Annotated in this window: 14 protein-coding genes; 11 read left to right on the top strand and 3 right to left on the bottom strand. The window is 54.3% G+C overall.

Going from position 1 to position 16846, the window contains the following annotated elements; genetic code table 11:
* The first annotated feature begins 50 nt into the window (after positions 1–50).
* Genes HW115_RS06845 through HW115_RS06835 form a run of 3 tightly spaced genes read left to right on the top strand, consistent with a single transcriptional unit; the run spans position 51 to position 4593 of the window.
* A complete protein-coding gene (locus tag HW115_RS06845) occupies positions 51–1496 on the top strand; it encodes an Lcl domain-containing protein (RefSeq protein ID WP_227021331.1) in 1446 nt (481 codons plus the stop codon).
* Positions 1493–3175, top strand: coding sequence for a sulfatase (locus HW115_RS06840; RefSeq protein WP_178931840.1), 1683 nt, complete (start codon positions 1493–1495; stop codon positions 3173–3175). The genes HW115_RS06845 and HW115_RS06840 overlap by 4 nt, the downstream gene beginning before the upstream one ends.
* A 59-nt stretch (positions 3176–3234) precedes the next feature.
* On the top strand, positions 3235–4593 hold the full coding sequence (locus tag HW115_RS06835; protein ID WP_178931839.1) for a Gfo/Idh/MocA family protein: 1359 nt from the start codon (positions 3235–3237) through the stop codon (positions 4591–4593).
* Positions 4594–4694: 101 nt separating this feature from the next.
* Here the strand turns inward: HW115_RS06835 and HW115_RS06830 are convergent, their stop codons facing one another.
* Both HW115_RS06830 and HW115_RS06825 read right to left on the bottom strand, forming a co-directional pair.
* The gene (locus tag HW115_RS06830; RefSeq protein ID WP_178931838.1) at positions 4695–5741 is read right to left on the bottom strand and encodes a hypothetical protein; all 1047 of its coding nucleotides are present in this window, start codon (positions 5739–5741) and stop codon (positions 4695–4697) included.
* 59 nt (positions 5742–5800) lie between these two features.
* Positions 5801–6124 carry a Precorrin-3B methylase gene (locus HW115_RS06825; protein WP_178931837.1) on the bottom strand — a complete coding sequence of 108 codons (324 nt, stop codon included), beginning with the start codon at positions 6122–6124 and terminating at the stop codon, positions 5801–5803.
* Between the two features lie 163 nt (positions 6125–6287).
* On the opposite strand from HW115_RS06825, the gene HW115_RS06820 reads away from it, so the two are divergent.
* The 5 genes from HW115_RS06820 to HW115_RS06800 all read left to right on the top strand — a co-directional run bounded on the left by HW115_RS06820 (position 6288) and on the right by HW115_RS06800 (position 12257).
* Entirely contained in the window at positions 6288–7166 is an 879-nt protein-coding gene (locus tag HW115_RS06820) for a trypsin-like peptidase domain-containing protein (protein WP_178931836.1), read from the top strand.
* 70 nt (positions 7167–7236) lie between these two features.
* Entirely contained in the window at positions 7237–7779 is a 543-nt protein-coding gene (locus HW115_RS06815; RefSeq protein ID WP_178931835.1) for an RNA polymerase sigma factor, read from the top strand.
* On the top strand, positions 7772–8812 hold the full coding sequence (locus HW115_RS06810) for a hypothetical protein (RefSeq protein ID WP_178931834.1): 1041 nt from the start codon (positions 7772–7774) through the stop codon (positions 8810–8812). Before HW115_RS06815 ends, HW115_RS06810 begins: the two co-directional genes overlap by 8 nt.
* Positions 8813–9013: 201 nt before the next feature.
* Positions 9014–11656 carry a DUF6288 domain-containing protein gene (locus HW115_RS06805; RefSeq protein ID WP_178931833.1) on the top strand — a complete coding sequence of 881 codons (2643 nt, stop codon included), beginning with the start codon at positions 9014–9016 and terminating at the stop codon, positions 11654–11656.
* 328 nt (positions 11657–11984) lie between these two features.
* Positions 11985–12257 (top strand): type B 50S ribosomal protein L31, encoded by a 273-nt coding sequence (locus HW115_RS06800; RefSeq protein WP_178931832.1) that lies wholly within the window; start codon positions 11985–11987, stop codon positions 12255–12257.
* A gap of 352 nt (positions 12258–12609) precedes the next feature.
* On the opposite strand, the gene HW115_RS06795 is transcribed toward HW115_RS06800, so the two are convergent.
* A complete protein-coding gene (locus HW115_RS06795; RefSeq protein WP_178931831.1) occupies positions 12610–13665 on the bottom strand; it encodes a hypothetical protein in 1056 nt (351 codons plus the stop codon).
* Positions 13666–13900: 235 nt separating this feature from the next.
* Between HW115_RS06795 and accB the strand changes: the two genes are divergently transcribed.
* The 3 genes from accB (at position 13901) to HW115_RS06780 (ending at position 16808) form a co-directional block, all read left to right on the top strand.
* Complete coding sequence (accB, locus tag HW115_RS06790; protein WP_319609280.1) at positions 13901–14440, top strand: acetyl-CoA carboxylase biotin carboxyl carrier protein; 540 nt, start codon at positions 13901–13903, stop codon at positions 14438–14440.
* Between the two features lie 79 nt (positions 14441–14519).
* Positions 14520–15875 carry an acetyl-CoA carboxylase biotin carboxylase subunit gene (accC, locus tag HW115_RS06785; RefSeq protein ID WP_178931830.1) on the top strand — a complete coding sequence of 452 codons (1356 nt, stop codon included), beginning with the start codon at positions 14520–14522 and terminating at the stop codon, positions 15873–15875.
* A gap of 99 nt (positions 15876–15974) precedes the next feature.
* A complete protein-coding gene (locus HW115_RS06780; RefSeq protein ID WP_178931829.1) occupies positions 15975–16808 on the top strand; it encodes a PEP-CTERM sorting domain-containing protein in 834 nt (277 codons plus the stop codon).
* Positions 16809–16846: the final 38 nt, after the last annotated feature.

Here is a 16846-nt window from a genome sequence, read left to right as displayed (position 1 = left end):
ATCGAGATCTCGTTAGTTCCTGTATGGTAAGAATGAGAACACGAACCATCATGGCCTGTCTCACAGCCTTGCTTTCAGGGGCGGCAACTGCAGAAAAACTCAGTTACCCCATCGTGGATACCGGACAAATCCGGTTTTATGATGATCAAAAAGAAATCCGTGCCCCTCAGTCAGGCGATGATTATTTCGGCCAGGATGCCAGTTACCGGGGCAATCAGCCAAGCTATCGCGACAACGGGGACGGAACGGTTTCCGATCTTGTCACCGGTTTGATGTGGATCCAATCCCCCGGAAAAAAGTTAAGCCTCAAAGAAGCGGCCGACGCCGCCAGGCAATGCCGCACCGGTGGCCACAGCGACTGGAGAATCCCCACCATCAAGGAGCTGTATTCACTGATTTTATTTTCCGGAACCGACCCGGACCCGATGGGCCGTGACACCCAACACTTGAAACCCTTTATCAATGCCGAGGTATTCGATTTCCAATATGGAACCCCCGCCAAGGGCGAACGGATCATCGACTCCCAATACGGAACCCAAACCTTGTATGTCAGCACCACCATGCGTGGTGCACGAACTATGTTCGGAGTGAACTTTGCCGATGGCCGCATCAAAGGATACCCCGCCGACCGATCAAGACGAGGCGTCGCCCGCTACAGCTTTCTCCTGGTGCGCGGCAACCCAGCCTATGGCCAAAATAAATTCATCGATAATAAAGACGGCACGATCACCGACAAGGCAAGCGGCTTGACCTGGATGGCCGTCGACAGCGGAGCACTGAAAGCAGGAAGAAACAAGGACGGTAAACTGAATTGGCAAGAAGCACTGGCATGGTCTGAAAATCTAACCTATGCAGGAAAAACGGATTGGCGACTTCCTAACATCAAGGAACTTCAAAGCATCGTGGATTACACCCGATCCCCAAAAACCAGTAAATCACCAGCGATTCATCCACTATTCCAACTCAGTGTGATCAAAGACGAAGGAGGCAAAGCGAATTATCCCTTTCTCTGGTCCGGTTCAAGTCACATCAGTCCACGCAGAGCGAATACCGCCGACTACATTGCCTTTGGCGAATCGCTTGGCTGGATGAAAAACCGGCAAGGCGCATACGAGCTCATGGATGTCCACGGTGCAGGCAGTCAGCGAAGCGACCCCAAATCTGGCGACCCCGCAGAATTCCCCAAAGGTCGAGGCCCCCAGGGTGACGTCATCCGCATCAACAATCACGTCCTGTGTGTCCGCGGCGGCGCAGCTGAAGTGGAGACAAGCGGCCCCGCACTCGAAAAAAGAACGAGCCGCCCGAAACAAGCACCGGCTCGCTCAGGTGCCGACTTTATTCGCCGCCTGGATAAGAATAGCGACGGCAAGGTCTCACCGGATGAATTTGACGGTCCCCGCAACCGCTTCGGTCATTTTGACCTCGACGGGGATGGTTTCATCAGCCCGAGCGAAGCCCCAACAGGCCCACCTACCGGAAGGAGATCCTCACAATGAACCCATTTCACACCCTGACACTTACAAGCTGCTTACTCATGGCGATGAGTTGGCTGCCGGTCACTCAAGCGAGTGATCAGCAAACGGAAAAACCCAACTTTGTTTTTATCCTGGCAGACGACATGGCCTGGAATGGCACATCCTTCATGGCTCACCCGGCCATCCAGGCATCCAAAAGCGACTACTACCAGACACCCCACTTGGAAAAACTGGCAGCCGAGGGCATGCGTTTCTCACACGCCTATGCACCAGCCCCCATGTGCACTCCCAGCCGGGCATCTTTGATCACCGGTAAATCACCCGCACAACTGCATATGACAACGCCGGGACGGGGCAACAGGGCTGCTCAACCATGGCAGAAGCTCATCCAACCCAACCATGTCAGCGAGTTCAGCGAACAGGAGCAGACCATCGCTGAAGTTCTCCAAACCAGAGGTTATGTGTCCGCCCATTTTGGCAAATGGCACCTGAACGGAGGAGGGCCGGGGCAACATGGCTTTACCGTTCACGATGGAGCAACCGGCAATCAGGGCCCCGCTAACAACGAGGCCCCCAACCCAAAGGACATTTTTGGCATCACGGAGCGGGCGACCCAATTTATGGAAAAACAGGCGGCAGCCAAACGCCCCTTCTATCTTCATCTGGCCCACTACGCCGTGCATTCCGAAAGCAAGGCGCTACCCTCAAGCATCGCCGAATTCGAAAAAAAAGAAAAAGGACAATATCACTCGGACCCCTTGTTCGCTGCGATGACCAAAGATTTCGATACCGGGGTCGGCATGATCCTCGATGCCTTAAATAAACTCGGCATCCGCCAGCACACCTATGTCATTTTTATGTCGGACAATGGAGGCAGCGGCAAAGGTCAGCACCGGGGAACCCCCACTCCATTGGCCGGAGGCAAAGGCTCCCTGCTGGAAGGAGGCATCCGCTCACCCATGATCATCCAAGGACCCAACATCAAAGCCAATAGCTTTTGCAACGCCAATGTGATCGGCTACGACTTGTTCCCAACCATTTGCCAACTGGCAGGACTGACTTCCACTCTGCCCGAAGGAATCGAAGGCACCAGCCTGACCCCCTTGCTCTTTGGCCAGGCAGATCGCTCCAGCTTTCAGCGAAAGCATCAGGAATTGATCTTTCACTTCCCGCACTACGGTCGAGGCCCGTCCCAATCACCTCAATCCGCCATGATCCTGGGCGATTTCAAAATCATCAAATACTACGAAGCGGACGCAACAGGCAAATCGACCGAATCGGGACAAATCAGCATTTACCATTTGGGCAAAGACATCGGCGAACAATCCGACCTCTCTACAAGCCACCCTGACAAAGCCCGGGAGTTACAGCAACGTATGCAACAATACCTCAGTCGCATCAAAGCACAGCTTCCACAAATAAACCCGGATTATGACCCCAAAGCCGAACCTGTAAGAAAACGCCCCGGCCGCAGACAAGGAAACTCAAGCCCTCAAGGCCCCGGCCATCGTATCGCCAGCATGGACAGCAACAACGATGGTTCAGTTTCACGCAAAGAATTTACCGGCCCTCCGCGACGCTTCGATCTCATCGATCAAAACAACGACGGCATGCTGTCAGAAAAAGAATGGTCGTCAGCACCAACTGGCAGAGGTCGGACCAACGCAAAGGAAGACAAAGCACCTAAAGACGAAAAATGATAAGTTCTGGCGTAAAAGTGAAAGAAAAATACCACTCCGGGTGACGTATCCTTACTACTATGGATCGCAATGTACACAGGCGGAAATTTCTCGCCACAATGGGACTGGCAGCAGCCAGTGGTTTAACTCCTTCACTCGGAGCCTCGGCAAACAAAAACAGCAAACTGCGCATCCTACAGGTCGGTGTCGGAGGCATCGGCGGCATGGACCGCAATGCCTTGGTCAAACACCCGAAGGTGGAAATTGCCGGACTCTGCGATGTCAATCAACGCACCCTCGACAAAGTTGCCAAAGGCTTCCCCAAGGCTAAAACCTACAACGATTGCCGGGTAGCCTACGAAAAAGACATGGATGATTACGACGCCGTCCTCGTCTGTACTCCGGATCACACCCACGCGGTGATGGCACTGCACGCCCTCGCCCAGGATAAACACCTCTACCTGCAAAAACCCGTCGTTCACCAGCTCGACGAAGTCCGCATGCTCAGAAAAGCCATCGCGGCCAAACCCGGACTGGCAACCCAGATGGGTAACCAGCGGTCTGAAAAAGCAGGGCGTAACCAAGCCATCGCCATCATCCGCTCAGGAGCTCTCGGCAAAGTTACTTCCGCATGGGCATGGACTGGAAAAGTTGCTAAAAACACCTACTTCAACGGACCATGGCTGGAGAAATACCCTGACGGACAGCCCGTGCCGTCTCACATCAAATGGGATCTCTGGAAACACTGCTACACCGGCGACGTCCCATTCAACAACATCCTGGCCGACAAAAAATGGCGGACCTACTGGGAGTTTGGCGGAGGCCAATTGACCGACTGGTGCTGTCACCTCCTCGATGTCATCTATCTGGCACTCGACCTGGAAGGCCCGATTGCGGTCCAAACCGACACCCCCAAACCAGCGACGGCTATCGGCCACTCGGCATACAACCAGTCCAGGATCACCTATAACAAAACGGCCTTCACCAAGGGTGACCACTTCATCATCCATTACAACGACAACGACATCCACCCGTCGAATGCCGAAACCGGCATCCCGTTAGGGTCACGATTTGGAACCAACCGCACCATCTTTGTCTGCGAAAACGGCACCTTGGTTCTCGGAGCCAATGGCGACCTCCAAATCTTCCAGAATGGCAAACGCGTCAAAGACTTCCCGATGCCAAAGGTTGCACCACGCAAGCACTGGAACGAGTGGGTCGACAACTGCTTCGGCGCCAAAAATGAACTCCTCGGACGTCTTGAAATCGGAACCGGCGTCACCGAAGCCGGACTGCTTGCCACCAAGGCAACCCGCTACCCGAACCGGGAACTCGTCTGGGACTCCAAGGCGTGCCGTTTCAAAGACGACGCACCGAACAAGCGCTTACTCAAACGTGAATACCGCGATGGCTTCAAGCCTCCGGCGGAGTTTGTTTAAAAAGCATCATCTGGTCCCGCAGGCTCCCGGAGCCTGCGGGGGGCAGCCCGATTCGCCAGCGCTTGACCTCTCCATCCTACCTTCACGAACCTCTCCCCTGATCATGGGCCGTTGACCTCATCGTCAATGATACGGCTCAATGCGGACAACTGGTCATCGCTCAGCTGAAGCAATGGGTCTGCAGAGGTCGTCTGTTTCCCTTTTGATTGGAAGGCTTTGTATTCTTGTAGCGGCGGCGGCAACTTGAATACCTTCGCAAACAAAACAGCATCCAAGAGTTGGTCGGGAAGCTCTTGATTGCGCCCAGCAAAACAAGGGAGCAGCTCTGCTCGTTGACTCGCTTTTTGGTGAATTGCCTGAAGGGGCACCATCTTCCACCGCCGTTCATGCTTCTTGATCCACTCGTCCATCAACTTCTGACAATCTTCAACCGTCCGAACATGTTCAATGGTTTCCGGCACCTCCACGGTAAAGCCGCCAACCCGTGATTTTTTTATCCCTTTCTCGTAATACTTGACCTCTTTATTGGGGCGAATCGGATCGATCATGATCAAGTCCACCCCTTCTTTTCTCGCCCACATTTCGTGCTTGTTGATCTGATGATTAATCTCTGCCATCGCTTTGGCATCCGCCTTATACAAGCCTACCGGATCGAACATGAGATAACATTGAGCCGGTTTGTCACGTTCGGCATCCACCAGTTTCTCCAGTTCTTCATGCCAATCAGCGGCGGAAAAGCCGGCTTCTCCACGTGGGGCCCGCGCCTGTTTGCTCTCCAGTGAGAATCCGGAGACGAGTGAAAACATCGCCATCGGCCGATCACCGGTTACCCGTGCATCCTGCCAGTGTCCCCCTCCCACTCTGGCACCACGGTACGCCAACACACTGTGCACCGTTTGAAAATGAGCCTCCAATGCGTGCTGCCTGTCTTTGGGAGATAAGCGTTTCAGATCCACCTTCAAGCGTTTGCCGATCTCGGGTTGGATCTCGACCTGATCCTTCACCAAGCGGACAAAGGTGCCGTCAAGCGTCGAGCCTTTGGTCGACGTCCATGTTCGCACTTCTTGTTCTTTTGCCCGAGTCCATTCGGACACGCCCAAGCTCATCAGTCCGAACATCACTACGCTTGCCAACTTCCACCGTTTCATGTCCGCTATCCAAACGCAGCAGTCGGCAATAACAATCAAAAAACGCCACCCGAGGCCGTTCACTCGCCGGCCCGCCCCCCCGGTGGTGAACCTCCCCCGTTTTTCTTTTTCCGCCTCCGCTGGGTTCCCGGCTTGGTCCGGTGTTCACCAAAATATTTTTCGCTGCGATAGCGCAACCAGACCCGCAGCGTCTGAGGAACTTGCTCCCGCTGCTCTTGGCTCAAGGATTCATACAAGGCGAGGGCTTTTTCTCGCTCCCCACGGCATGCTCGGTTGTTGTGAGCATCCCAATAGCTGCGAGCCACACGTATTCTGCGGCACACTTCCTTCACCAGTGCTTTTCCTGTAAGCGGATGTTTGGATGCTTTCTTTTTAGCGGGCATAGAAGGATAGACGATGGACTCCACCAACTGTGTACTGCATCCATCGGAACTTGGCAACCCCCCCTTCGAACATCATCAGAACGACGTATCCATCAAGGAATCCACTAACAGCATCACAATATGATTTACATCCCAACGACGAGACGGCATGGGATAGCACAGCATGAATGATACACCTCGATTTTTTACACGCATGAGCCGGGCAGGCGCCCTCACCTGCGCCCTGGCATCCTCCATAGGCATCTGCCTGGCAGTCCCGGCAGTGGACGATATGCAAATCCGACAAGAACTTGCCAAAAAAGTAGGTGAACTCGTCGATGCAAAAAAAACCACCAGTGGGGAAGAACTGGCCAAACAACTGGACCGTAAGAGCTGCAGCTTCAAACTGCCCAAACCCGCCAATACCAAGCCGCACAATCTCTACACCCATTGCGCCGACAGCGTGGTTGCCGTTGCCTCTGTTTATAAATGTTCGAAGTGCACCAAATGGCATGGATCCGGAGCCGCCACCGGTTGGGTCCTCAGCGAGGACGGCCTGATGGTTACCAACTACCACGTTTTCGAAGGGAAGTCGGTTGCCGGCTTCGGCATTCGCACCCGGGACGGCCGCTTCGCCCCCATCACCGAGATCGTCGCAGCTGACAAAGCCAGCGATGTCGCCATCTTCAGAGTGGAAGGCAAAGACTTCAAACCCTTGCCTGTGGGCCCGGATGCCGAGGTGGGGAATGATATCCACATCATCGCCCACCCCGATTCCAATTTTTACACCTACACCGCGGGGCAGGTTTCCCGCTACTACCTGATGCCGAGCCGGAAAAAAAACAAACCCCTGCGCATGGCCGTGACTGCCGAATTTGCCAAAGGCTCCAGCGGTGGCCCGGTCCTCGACTCCACAGGTAATGTCGTGGGCATGGTTGCCAGCACCCGAACCATTTATTACCCACCAAAAAAGAAAGAAGACACCAAGGGGCCAATGCAAATGGTGATCCGCAGTTGCGTGCCCGTTCAATCGATTCGCGCCCTGATTAAAGACCCGTCGTGACCACCACGCATGACGCGAGAATAATTTATTGGGAATAAACCACCGGGTTGATGAATCCTATGTCCACAACATGGCCGAATTTGAACAATTAGTTGATACGCATTACCAAGCGCTCTACCGCTTTGCCTACTCTCTGGCAAAGAATCCGGATGGTGCGGCGGACCTCGTTCAGCAAACGTTCTGTATCTGGGCCCAAAAAGGCCACCAACTCAAGGACCGGAGCAAGGCAAAGACCTGGCTGTTTACAACCTTGTACCGGGAACACCTTGCCCAGAGCCGCCGCAACTCCCGCTTCACCGACAGTGATATCGACGAGATCGAATACCAACTGCCGAGCCACGAAGAAGACAAGGGAAGAACCCTCGATGGCAAACGCGCCATTCATTTGCTCAGCCAGTTGGAAGAAAATTTCCGAGCTCCCCTGACGCTCTTTTACCTCCAACAGCATTCCTACAAACAGATTGCTGAAATTCTCGATGTCCCCATCGGAACCGTGATGTCACGGATCGCCAGAGGCAAACAACAACTGCGCGAAAAGATGCAAACCGAACCGTCGAGCGCTCCCCAAAAAGTCATTAAGATGAATCCAGACACCCTTGAACGCCATGGATAAACAACAAGCACAATTTATTTTGCACAGTTTTCGCCCGGACGGAGCGGATGCTGCAGATGCCGATTTTGCTGAAGCTCTGCAGATGGCTGTCGAAGACCGCGAACTCGGCGAATGGCTCGCCGACGAACGTGCGACCGACTCCGCATTCGCCTCCGCTCTCTGCGAGCTCGAGATTCCTGATGAACTCCGAATGCACATTCTCGCGGTCATGCACGGTGAAAAACCAAACGATCCTGCAATGGAGGCCGAGATGGACGCCGCACTCAGTGACGCCCTCTCCCATGTCGAACCTCCCGCCGGACTACGCGACCAAATTCTGGCCGCCATGCACATGCAGGAAAAACAGGATCATTCCAGCCTCGTCGCTCAGACCGAAACCCCGGAACTCCCTGTTGCGAATATCGAACCCATGCCTGAGGCTCAGGAGCCCCTCACCCATCAAGGAGCCCCCCACCAAAGAACAAGACGCCAATGGTGGCGGATCGCCCCTCTCGCTGCAGCCGTGGCTTTCGGCGTGTTCCTCGCCCTGCAAATCGACCTCGGCAAACCATCGACTGGTTCCCAGGCCAACACGGCTACGGACGCACGCAAGCTCTCATCCTATGATGTCCAACGCGAAGCAGCCCAGATGCTTCTGAGCACACAGCTCTCACTCGATGTGACCAACCCGCAAATCCATCACGTCAACAACTGGCTCACCGATCACCAATTACCAGCCCCCCAACGCCTCCCCAGCGGATTGAAGGGTATGAAGGTCGCGGGCTGTAAAAAAATTCAGATCGCAGGCAGCATGCCGGCCTCTTTGGTCTGTTTCGTTAAAAACTCAGGCCATAAAGTGCATTTGGTCGTCATCAATAACGACCACATCAACGATGCGCACTTACCTGGGATGGATGAGATCCGCAAAGGAGACTGCAAACATTGCCCGAAAACCGGATGGAACATGACGTGTTGGCGGGACCGCGAAAACACCTACCTGCTCTTTGCCAAAAAAGAAACCACCAGCAAAGACGAGATCATCCGCTATTTTTAGCGGGCTCACACTTCATTGCCCACTTTTTTCGCCCACCGCGAGGGCCTCATAGCACCCCCTGACAAGTTCAGGGGTTTTTGCTTTCTACCACTGATCCCATTCTCCCCGAACTGATACGAAACATACCGGGGCACGCACAGCCAACCGCAATGAAAGAAAAGATCGTGAAAGTCAGCCCAGTCTGCTTACGTTCCTTTCACCGTGCACACACATGAATTGATCAAAAAGACTTTGTCCGTATCTGTGGCCATCGCCGCAGCGTGGGCCCCAACGGCTCAGGCCTTGGAGCTCGACTTACCCAACCCCACACTGGCACCACCAAAAAATGCCAAGGCCGACACCCCGGCCGTTCCACAAAAATGGAAAGTCAGCGACGGGGATAAGGAGGCCTGCCTGACTTGGCATGGTCAGGACCAGTATCAACAGAAACTGGCCCACACCGCCATCACCCCGGGAACAACTCTGAGCTGTGAACTCACCATCCCAGAGCTCACCGAAAAAGAACAAAAAGCCGAACCCAAAAAGAAAGGCCACTGGACCGGTGTCCTCAGCCTGGATCATCTGGGACTCACTAAAAACGGCAGAAGCTCATGGGAACTCAACGTCCATGAACCTGGAAATAAACGGGCGATCGCCAGCCTGAAGGGAAGCGCCAAATCAACACTCCGCCCTGACGCACTGCAAACTCACCGCAACTGGGTCGTGCTGTCCCCCAGTACAATGACCCAGCTCATTGGCAAAAAAGTTCAGATCAGCCTGAAAGTCACCGGTAACGCCCCACTCGTCGTCTCCGGCATTTCATGGAGCCGACTGTTCAGTGCCCCGTCCGGCAAACTCTTCGGCCGCTCCAACGGCGGCAACGGCCCAGACCAACTCGGTGCCGGGTCCCTCGGATTCGATGCCATGACCGAGCACCGCCAGCGGGTTCTCACCATCATGAATGTCAGGGAAAACAGCCCCGCAGCCAAAGCCGGGTTGAAAGCCGGTGACATGATCGTCGGGGTCAACCGCCAGCCCTTACCCATGAACGACCTCCGCCCGGGATGGGCATGGTTTTACCACAGCCACGAGGCAGTTCTCGGCCGGGCGGTTGCCGCAGCCTGGTCAAGCAAACCACCGGTCGGGCGTGGACAGGTCAATCTGGTGGTCCTACGCAAAGGGCGCCCGGTAACCTTAAATTGCAGACTCACACAATCGATGGACTTTTCATCCATCACCAACAGCAAGGACAAAGCGAACCTACACCAGGAACTGGTCCAGTATCTCTGCACCAACCAACAAAAAGACGGCAGCTGGCGAGGTCCGATCCGAACCTCCTTTGCGGCCCTCGCTCTGCTAGCGACAAAAGACCCTGCCCACGCCCCACGCGTCAAACAAGCGGTCGACTGGTTTCTGAATAAATACCCCGAACCTGAAAACTATGGGGGGCTCGGCTTTTGGCACTCATCCTATGCCGGCATTCTGTTCTGCGAATACTACCTCGCCACTGGCGACTCACGCGTGCTTCCATACTGCTCAGCCATCCTCAACTGGGTGCTCAGCGGCACCCACACCAGTAAATGGGGAATGGCCTGCCTCGGTCACGGGATCGGCGGCTTGCCCTATGGTCAAAAAGCTTTGGTCGCCCCGGCCTGCCACGCCCTGGTATTCGATGCCCTGGCAGAAAAATGCGGCATCCGCTCCGGCCTCTGGGAAACCCTGCTTCCCTACATGGAACACTCGTGGTCCGATCCCTCGCAAGGTGGGCACGGATCACTGGGGTACAATGCCTCCTACAAAGACAAAGGCGAGTTCTGGTCGCGCACCGGCCTGTTTGCCATGGCGGCCCATCTCCGTGGAGAACGCAAGGACATGGAACAAGCAATGACCGGCTTCATGCGCCAAAGTTACCCATGGATCAGAAACTCCCACGCATACGGCGAACCCGGCGGGTCGCTCGGCTTGCTCGGACTGAACCTCTGCAACCCCGAAGCCTACAACGAGGTGATGAATGCATATGGCTGGTGGTTCGCCCTCGCCTGGCAACCAGGCTACGGACTGCGCTTTACCACGCCGCATATGGGCGCTCCCTACATGGGAACCGATGACTTGATCTCCGCCACCTACGCGCTGGTATTAGCCGCCCCTGAGAAGTCCCTCTTCATTACCGGAGGTAATCAACGCAACTGGCTCAACGTTTCCGATCTGCCCACGCCTCCAAGCCCGGTGATCGCCCGCCGCGCTCGCGATGGCAAGGTGCAGCTATCGTGTAAAGTCCCCGGCCCATCGATCCGCTACACCCTGGACGGATCCCCTCCGAGCAAGGAATCCTCACTCTACGAACAAGCCCTCGATCTACCAAACGGAGGAACCGTCAAGGCCAGATCCTACTCAACCGGCAGCATCAAACCGGGGGAGATCAGTGAATTCCAATTCGGCCCCGCAAAAGCCGGATGGAAAGTCCTCGCAGCCTCCGGCCACCAACAGCCAGAGGAAGCCCTGCGCCGTGCCTACTACGCCATCGACCACGATCCGGGGCAAAGCTGGCTGACCGATGTCGGTCAGGATGCCTCAGGATACCCGCATTTCATCGTCATCGACCTCGGACAGGAGACCAAACTCTCCAGCGTGCTACTCACCTTCGCCCGCGATGCCAGCTCGCCAAAACATGCTACCGTCAAGGTGTCTAACTCACTGACCGCAGCGCCACGCACCGTGGCCGATGTCCATTGGGATACCTTTTCTGCACAGCAAACCATCTCGCTTGCTGAGCCCCAGATGGCCCGCTACCTGCGACTCGACTTCGACCAGCCGTTTAAAGAGGAGGGAATCGCACTAACCATCCGGGAAATCGATGTCGAATAGCCCTGCAATCAAGGATAATACTATTCTCCCAGTTAAATTGGCAGAATGGTTTGCGTTTAGGATGATGAGTCAGTCAGCAAGCTGAATGCCAAGGGGGCACTGAGTCTTTTAGATTTTACCGTTGTTGCGCGTCGGTTGCATAGCCCGCTATGCGCCTTCCTTGCGCCTAGTTAAAATCGAAAACCTTCAGTGCCATTCAGCCAATTTAACCACTCAAATGGTACAATTTCTCCGACATCTGTAGGTTGTCGCTTGACACATCGCCAAGATCATGCATTTTCCCCGTCCCGCCGCGTCGGAAACGTGGTGGCAGTAACCAATAAAGATCATGAAATCAGATATTCATCCAGAATACCATCCTGTCGTCTTCCAAGATATGACCACAGGTCACCGCTTCATCACCCGCTCCACCACCAAGTCCGACAAGATCGAACAAATCGACGGTGTGGATCACTACATCATCTCTGCAGGTGTCACTTCGGACACCCACCCGTTCTTCACAGGGCAGAAGCAGTTTGTTGACACCGCCGGGCGTATTGACAAGTTCCAGAAGCGCTTTGGTGCTGTTCGCCGTGCTGGCAAGCCCAAGCTCAAAGCCTAATCAGGCAAACAAGCTCGTCAGGAATCACAAACTCCCGCACGAGCTTCAATCGACTTTTCCCAACCCTTCCGTGTCACCCACGGGAGGGTTTTTCTTTGCCTCCTTTTTGCAGCCCTGGCTCATACCATTTGATCAGTTAAATTGGCTGAATGGCACTGAAGGTTTTCGATTTTAACTAGGCGCAAGGAAGGCGCATAGCGGGCTATGCAACCGACGCGCAACAACGGTAAAATCTAAAAGATTCAGTGTCCCTTTGCCATTCAGCTTGCTGACTGACTCATCATCCTAAACTCAAACCATTCTGCCAATTTAACTGGGAGAATGGTATTAGAAGCTCAACCAGCTCGCGGTTTCAGGGTTTGAACCGCTGCCGTTTCTGGTAAGAGAAATTTGGGTTTTCCAGCATGTACTGGATATGCGCCTGGGTCAGCTGCCCCATGGTTTTGCATGGATCAAAGGTCGACGTTTGGTGGATTTCTCCCAGGTCCTGCCGCAACCTCGCCACATTTTTCTCTGGTGAAATATCTTCCTGAGCCATCACCTTGAGCACGGCACGCAGGCGACGTTTCGAGAGCACCGCCCGTTGAACCATCTGCTGGCGCTCTTCCTCGGCATACTGGGCAATGGTTGTCCGGTTCACCTGACGGAAACTCATCTGGGTCACCGCATGGTTGCTGCCAAAACGATAAGCCAAATACACATTCCCATTCCCTTGGTAGCTTTGCTGATCGAAATCAATCGGCCTCACCCGGTACTGCACTTTTTCAAAATCCGGAGTCACCTGAACCACATAGTTGACCGAGCGCATATCGCCCAACAAGCGGATGAAACAACGCTCGATAAATTTCACATACTCTTTGGCCACCCGCACCCGGTCGAGGTCCGGTTTCGGTAAATAATCCTGAAGAAACACATCACCCGGAACCCCCACGATATGCTCTTCAATCAGGGTGTTTCCTCGAACCAGATAATTGATTCGGTTCGGCGACAGACAATACTCAAGCTCAAGGCCAAAAATCCGCGAAGCATCCGCAGTTTTAACATAAAAATAATCGGAGTTGTCATTATACTGGTTGGTAATCCGGATGCGGAACGGACGGGAGTTGCCAAACTCACCGTAGTCAATCCGATCGACCAGCAAATGCTCGTGGTGCGCCACTTCTCCACCCACCTTCAAAGCGGCATAGATCTGGGTCAACTGGGGACGAAGCTCCATCATCACTTCCGGAGGATACATCACGGTCAGCCATAAGGTTTCATTCCCGTCCGGATCCTCGTAGGGCATCGCCTCGGTGAACCGCAATAAATCCTCATACACCATGGGAATCTCGGAATAACGCCCGAAGTGGTAAAGATACTGCCACATCGACGGCGTGATTTCATAGTGGATTTTCTTACGCGAGATCATCAGATGGCCAATCTGGCAAAAAACACAGCCAACTGCAAACTGACAAACGATGAATGTCACTGAACGACAAAACAAATCGTGACAGCAAGCTCAGCCATACCACCATCCTTCTTGACTTCCTCCATCGCCAGGCATTATGCTCCCTCGCATCACCAGCACCACTGCATGGCTCATGCAGTGAGCTGAATGTTGGGAACCCATCTACAGTTGTCGCCAAGAAATTGTCGTCAAAACTGTGGCAAAACCTGACAAACGAAATAACAACATCATCAGGGCTCAACAAGGGCTTCAAAAACCGCCCGAAGCCACCTTACTCATTCAAACCCAGACCATTACCGTGGACCTAAAAGAAATTCGCAAAATCGTCGAGCTCATGAACGAGCATGAACTCTCTTATTTCCACCTCGAAGAGGAAGGGGTTAACCTCAAACTCAAAAAAGGTGGTGAAGTGCTTGCCATTCCTGCAGCAGCCCCGGCTCCCGCCGCCCCGGCCGCCACTCCATCGGCAAGCCCGGCCGCCGACAGTGCCCCGGAACCAGCCGGCAATGCCATCACCGCGCCCATGGTTGGAACCTTCTACTCCTCATCCTCTCCGGATGCCGCCCCTTATGTCAAAGTGGGCGACACCGTCAGTGTCGGACAAACACTCTGCATCATTGAAGCCATGAAGGTCATGAACGAGATCGAAGCGGAAACCTCTGGAACCATCACGGCCATCGTGGCCAAAGACGGCGACCCGGTTCAATTCGGTGACCCTCTTTTCCAAATCCAATAAAACCACCCCTCTTTTCCTTCAAAAGACCCGCACCCGACATAAGGGTGGCGCCTTTTGAGATTTGAATCCATCCAGTCACATGTTCAACAAAGTTTTGGTTGCCAACCGCGGGGAAATCGCCCTGCGCATCATCCGCGCCTGCCGCGAACTCGGAGTTGCCTCCGTCGCCGTCTACTCTGAAGCAGATGTCGACTCCATGCATGTCCAGCTCGCCGACGAGGCGGTCTGCATCGGCCCCGGGCCGAGTAAAGACAGCTACCTCAAACCGGACCGCATCATTGCCGCTGCCGAAGTAACCGGAGCCGATGCCATTCACCCTGGATACGGTTTCCTCTCGGAAAATGCCCGCTTTGTCGAAATCTGCGAAAGCTGCAATATCAAATTCATCGGACCATCCGCCGAAGTGATTCGGAAAATGGGCGATAAAAATACCGCCCGCGAAACGGCCCTCGCAAATGGCGTGCCAGTCACCCCAGGATCCGAAGGCATCGTCGAGTCCGCCGAACACGGGCTGGAACTCGCACGTGAAATCGGCTTCCCCGTTATGATCAAAGCCACCGCCGGCGGTGGTGGCCGCGGAATGCGCCCCTGCATGGATGAAGAAAGTTTCGTCGACCTCTACAATCAAGCAAGCCAGGAAGCCATCCAATGCTTCAACAACGGTGACTGCTACCTCGAAAAGCTGGTCCTGCGCCCACACCATATCGAAATTCAGGTCCTCGGTGACACCCACGGTCACTTCGTCCAACTCGGCGAGCGCGACTGCTCGATGCAGCGCCGCAACCAGAAAATCATCGAGGAATGCCCGTCACCTCTGATCTCCGACGAACTCCGCCAACAAATGGCAGAGGCATCAGTCAGCTTGATCTCTGCCATCGGCTACGAAAATGCAGGAACCATCGAATACCTCGTCGATGAAAAGGCAGAAAACTTCTATTTCATGGAAATGAACACCCGGATCCAGGTGGAACACCCGGTGACCGAGGAAGTCATGGGTTGTGAACTCATCAAAGAGCAAGTCCGGATTGCAGCCGGTGAATCGATCTCCGATCACGTTCTCAAACAAAACCCGCGCGGCCACTCCATCGAATGCCGGATCAACGCAGAAGACCCCTACAACAACTTCTGCCCAAGCCCGGGCACCATCAAACTCTGGTATACTCCGGGAGGCAAAGGCGTGCGAGTCGACACCCATGTCTACTCAGGCTACACGGTCCCGCCATACTACGACTCCATGATTGCCAAGCTGATCGTTACGGCTGCCACCCGGGACATTGCCATCAAACGCATGAAACGGGCACTCTCCGAGTTCACCATCGAAGGCATCAAAACCACGATTCCCTTCCAGCAGGAGATCATCGACCACCCAGACTTCATCAATGGCGAATACGGCATCGAATGGGTCGCCGATTACATCGAAGAGCGGGGATATTAACCTTCGATCCTACAAACCGTCCTTTCCCAGAGCCACAAGTAACAACTTGCGGCTCTTTTCATTTCACCCTATCTTACAGGCCAACTCTTAAAGATCATCATGTTTCCCCAATCCATAGACCTAGCTTCCATCACCTTGGGAGCCATGGTTCTCGGAACCATGCCCATTCATGCAGCGACCGTCATATCGGATGACTTCAGCGTTTGGACCAATGTCGACGGCACAGAAGAAACCTTCACATCATCCACCGATCCCATTTTTTCACAGCAAACGATACAGTACAATGGAAACCATGAAGGGCTGACCCGAGGAGCTGCATCCGCCATGCAATTCAGCGATCTCGGTGATGGACAGTTTTCCTATGAAGCAGGAAACGTAAGCAGCGCACCCACGCGTCCACCAGGTTGGCCAGCAACCGACAGCTCCAATGGGCCGTTTGGGGGAGCCGACACCAATATTGTTGATTCGGAAATCTTCGAAAACCCAGAAACCGAAGACAAAATTCGCGCCGGATCCCTGACCACCTTCACCGTCACCTTTGAGCTCGGCATCGGAGAAGTCAAACAAGCCAACCTTTGGCTCAATTACACCATCGAGATCGCCAATGGCAATCAAAACACAGCCGCAGTGGAATGGAGCCTCTCTAACGAGTTTCAAACTCTGGGCATTTCAAACCGGGATGCTCGCAGCGTGGAAGGCGTCGAAACAGTGGACACCGGGATACTTAGCGAGGTTCTTGATGAACCCGGCACCTATACCCTGACCCTCTCAGCTGACATCCCCTACCAGGATTTCAACAACGCCAATAAAACGGCTCTGGCTACCTTGGACGCCGTGTATTTTGAGGTCGTCAATATCCCGGAACCGAGCACCTCATACCTTCTGGCGCTGACCTCAGCCTGCCTGCTCTTCAGAAAACGCCGGGCAATCTAAGTCAGTAAGCTCCTTCATTCTTGCTGTTTGATACCACT

It is taken from the genome of Oceaniferula marina, assembly GCF_013391475.1.
In the GTDB taxonomy this organism is placed as follows: Bacteria; Verrucomicrobiota; Verrucomicrobiia; order Verrucomicrobiales; family Akkermansiaceae; genus Oceaniferula; species Oceaniferula marina.
Note: the sequence above shows the minus strand (reverse complement) of the source record. Positions and strands in the feature narration are given on the sequence as shown.

Coding starts and splice junctions, on each gene's coding strand:
- HW115_RS06830 (WP_178931838.1), bottom strand. CDS start 5,741: ATGAAACGGTGGAAGTTGGCAAGCGTAGTGATGTTCGGACTGATGAGC.
- HW115_RS06845 (WP_227021331.1), top strand. CDS start 51: ATGGCCTGTCTCACAGCCTTGCTTTCAGGGGCGGCAACTGCAGAAAAA.
- HW115_RS06795 (WP_178931831.1), bottom strand. CDS start 13,665: ATGATCTCGCGTAAGAAAATCCACTATGAAATCACGCCGTCGATGTGG.
- HW115_RS06815 (WP_178931835.1), top strand. CDS start 7,237: ATGGCCGAATTTGAACAATTAGTTGATACGCATTACCAAGCGCTCTAC.
- HW115_RS06800 (WP_178931832.1), top strand. CDS start 11,985: ATGAAATCAGATATTCATCCAGAATACCATCCTGTCGTCTTCCAAGAT.
- HW115_RS06840 (WP_178931840.1), top strand. CDS start 1,493: ATGAACCCATTTCACACCCTGACACTTACAAGCTGCTTACTCATGGCG.
- HW115_RS06810 (WP_178931834.1), top strand. CDS start 7,772: ATGGATAAACAACAAGCACAATTTATTTTGCACAGTTTTCGCCCGGAC.
- HW115_RS06825 (WP_178931837.1), bottom strand. CDS start 6,124: ATGCCCGCTAAAAAGAAAGCATCCAAACATCCGCTTACAGGAAAAGCA.
- HW115_RS06780 (WP_178931829.1), top strand. CDS start 15,975: ATGTTTCCCCAATCCATAGACCTAGCTTCCATCACCTTGGGAGCCATG.
- HW115_RS06820 (WP_178931836.1), top strand. CDS start 6,288: ATGAATGATACACCTCGATTTTTTACACGCATGAGCCGGGCAGGCGCC.
- accC (WP_178931830.1), top strand. CDS start 14,520: ATGTTCAACAAAGTTTTGGTTGCCAACCGCGGGGAAATCGCCCTGCGC.
- HW115_RS06835 (WP_178931839.1), top strand. CDS start 3,235: ATGGATCGCAATGTACACAGGCGGAAATTTCTCGCCACAATGGGACTG.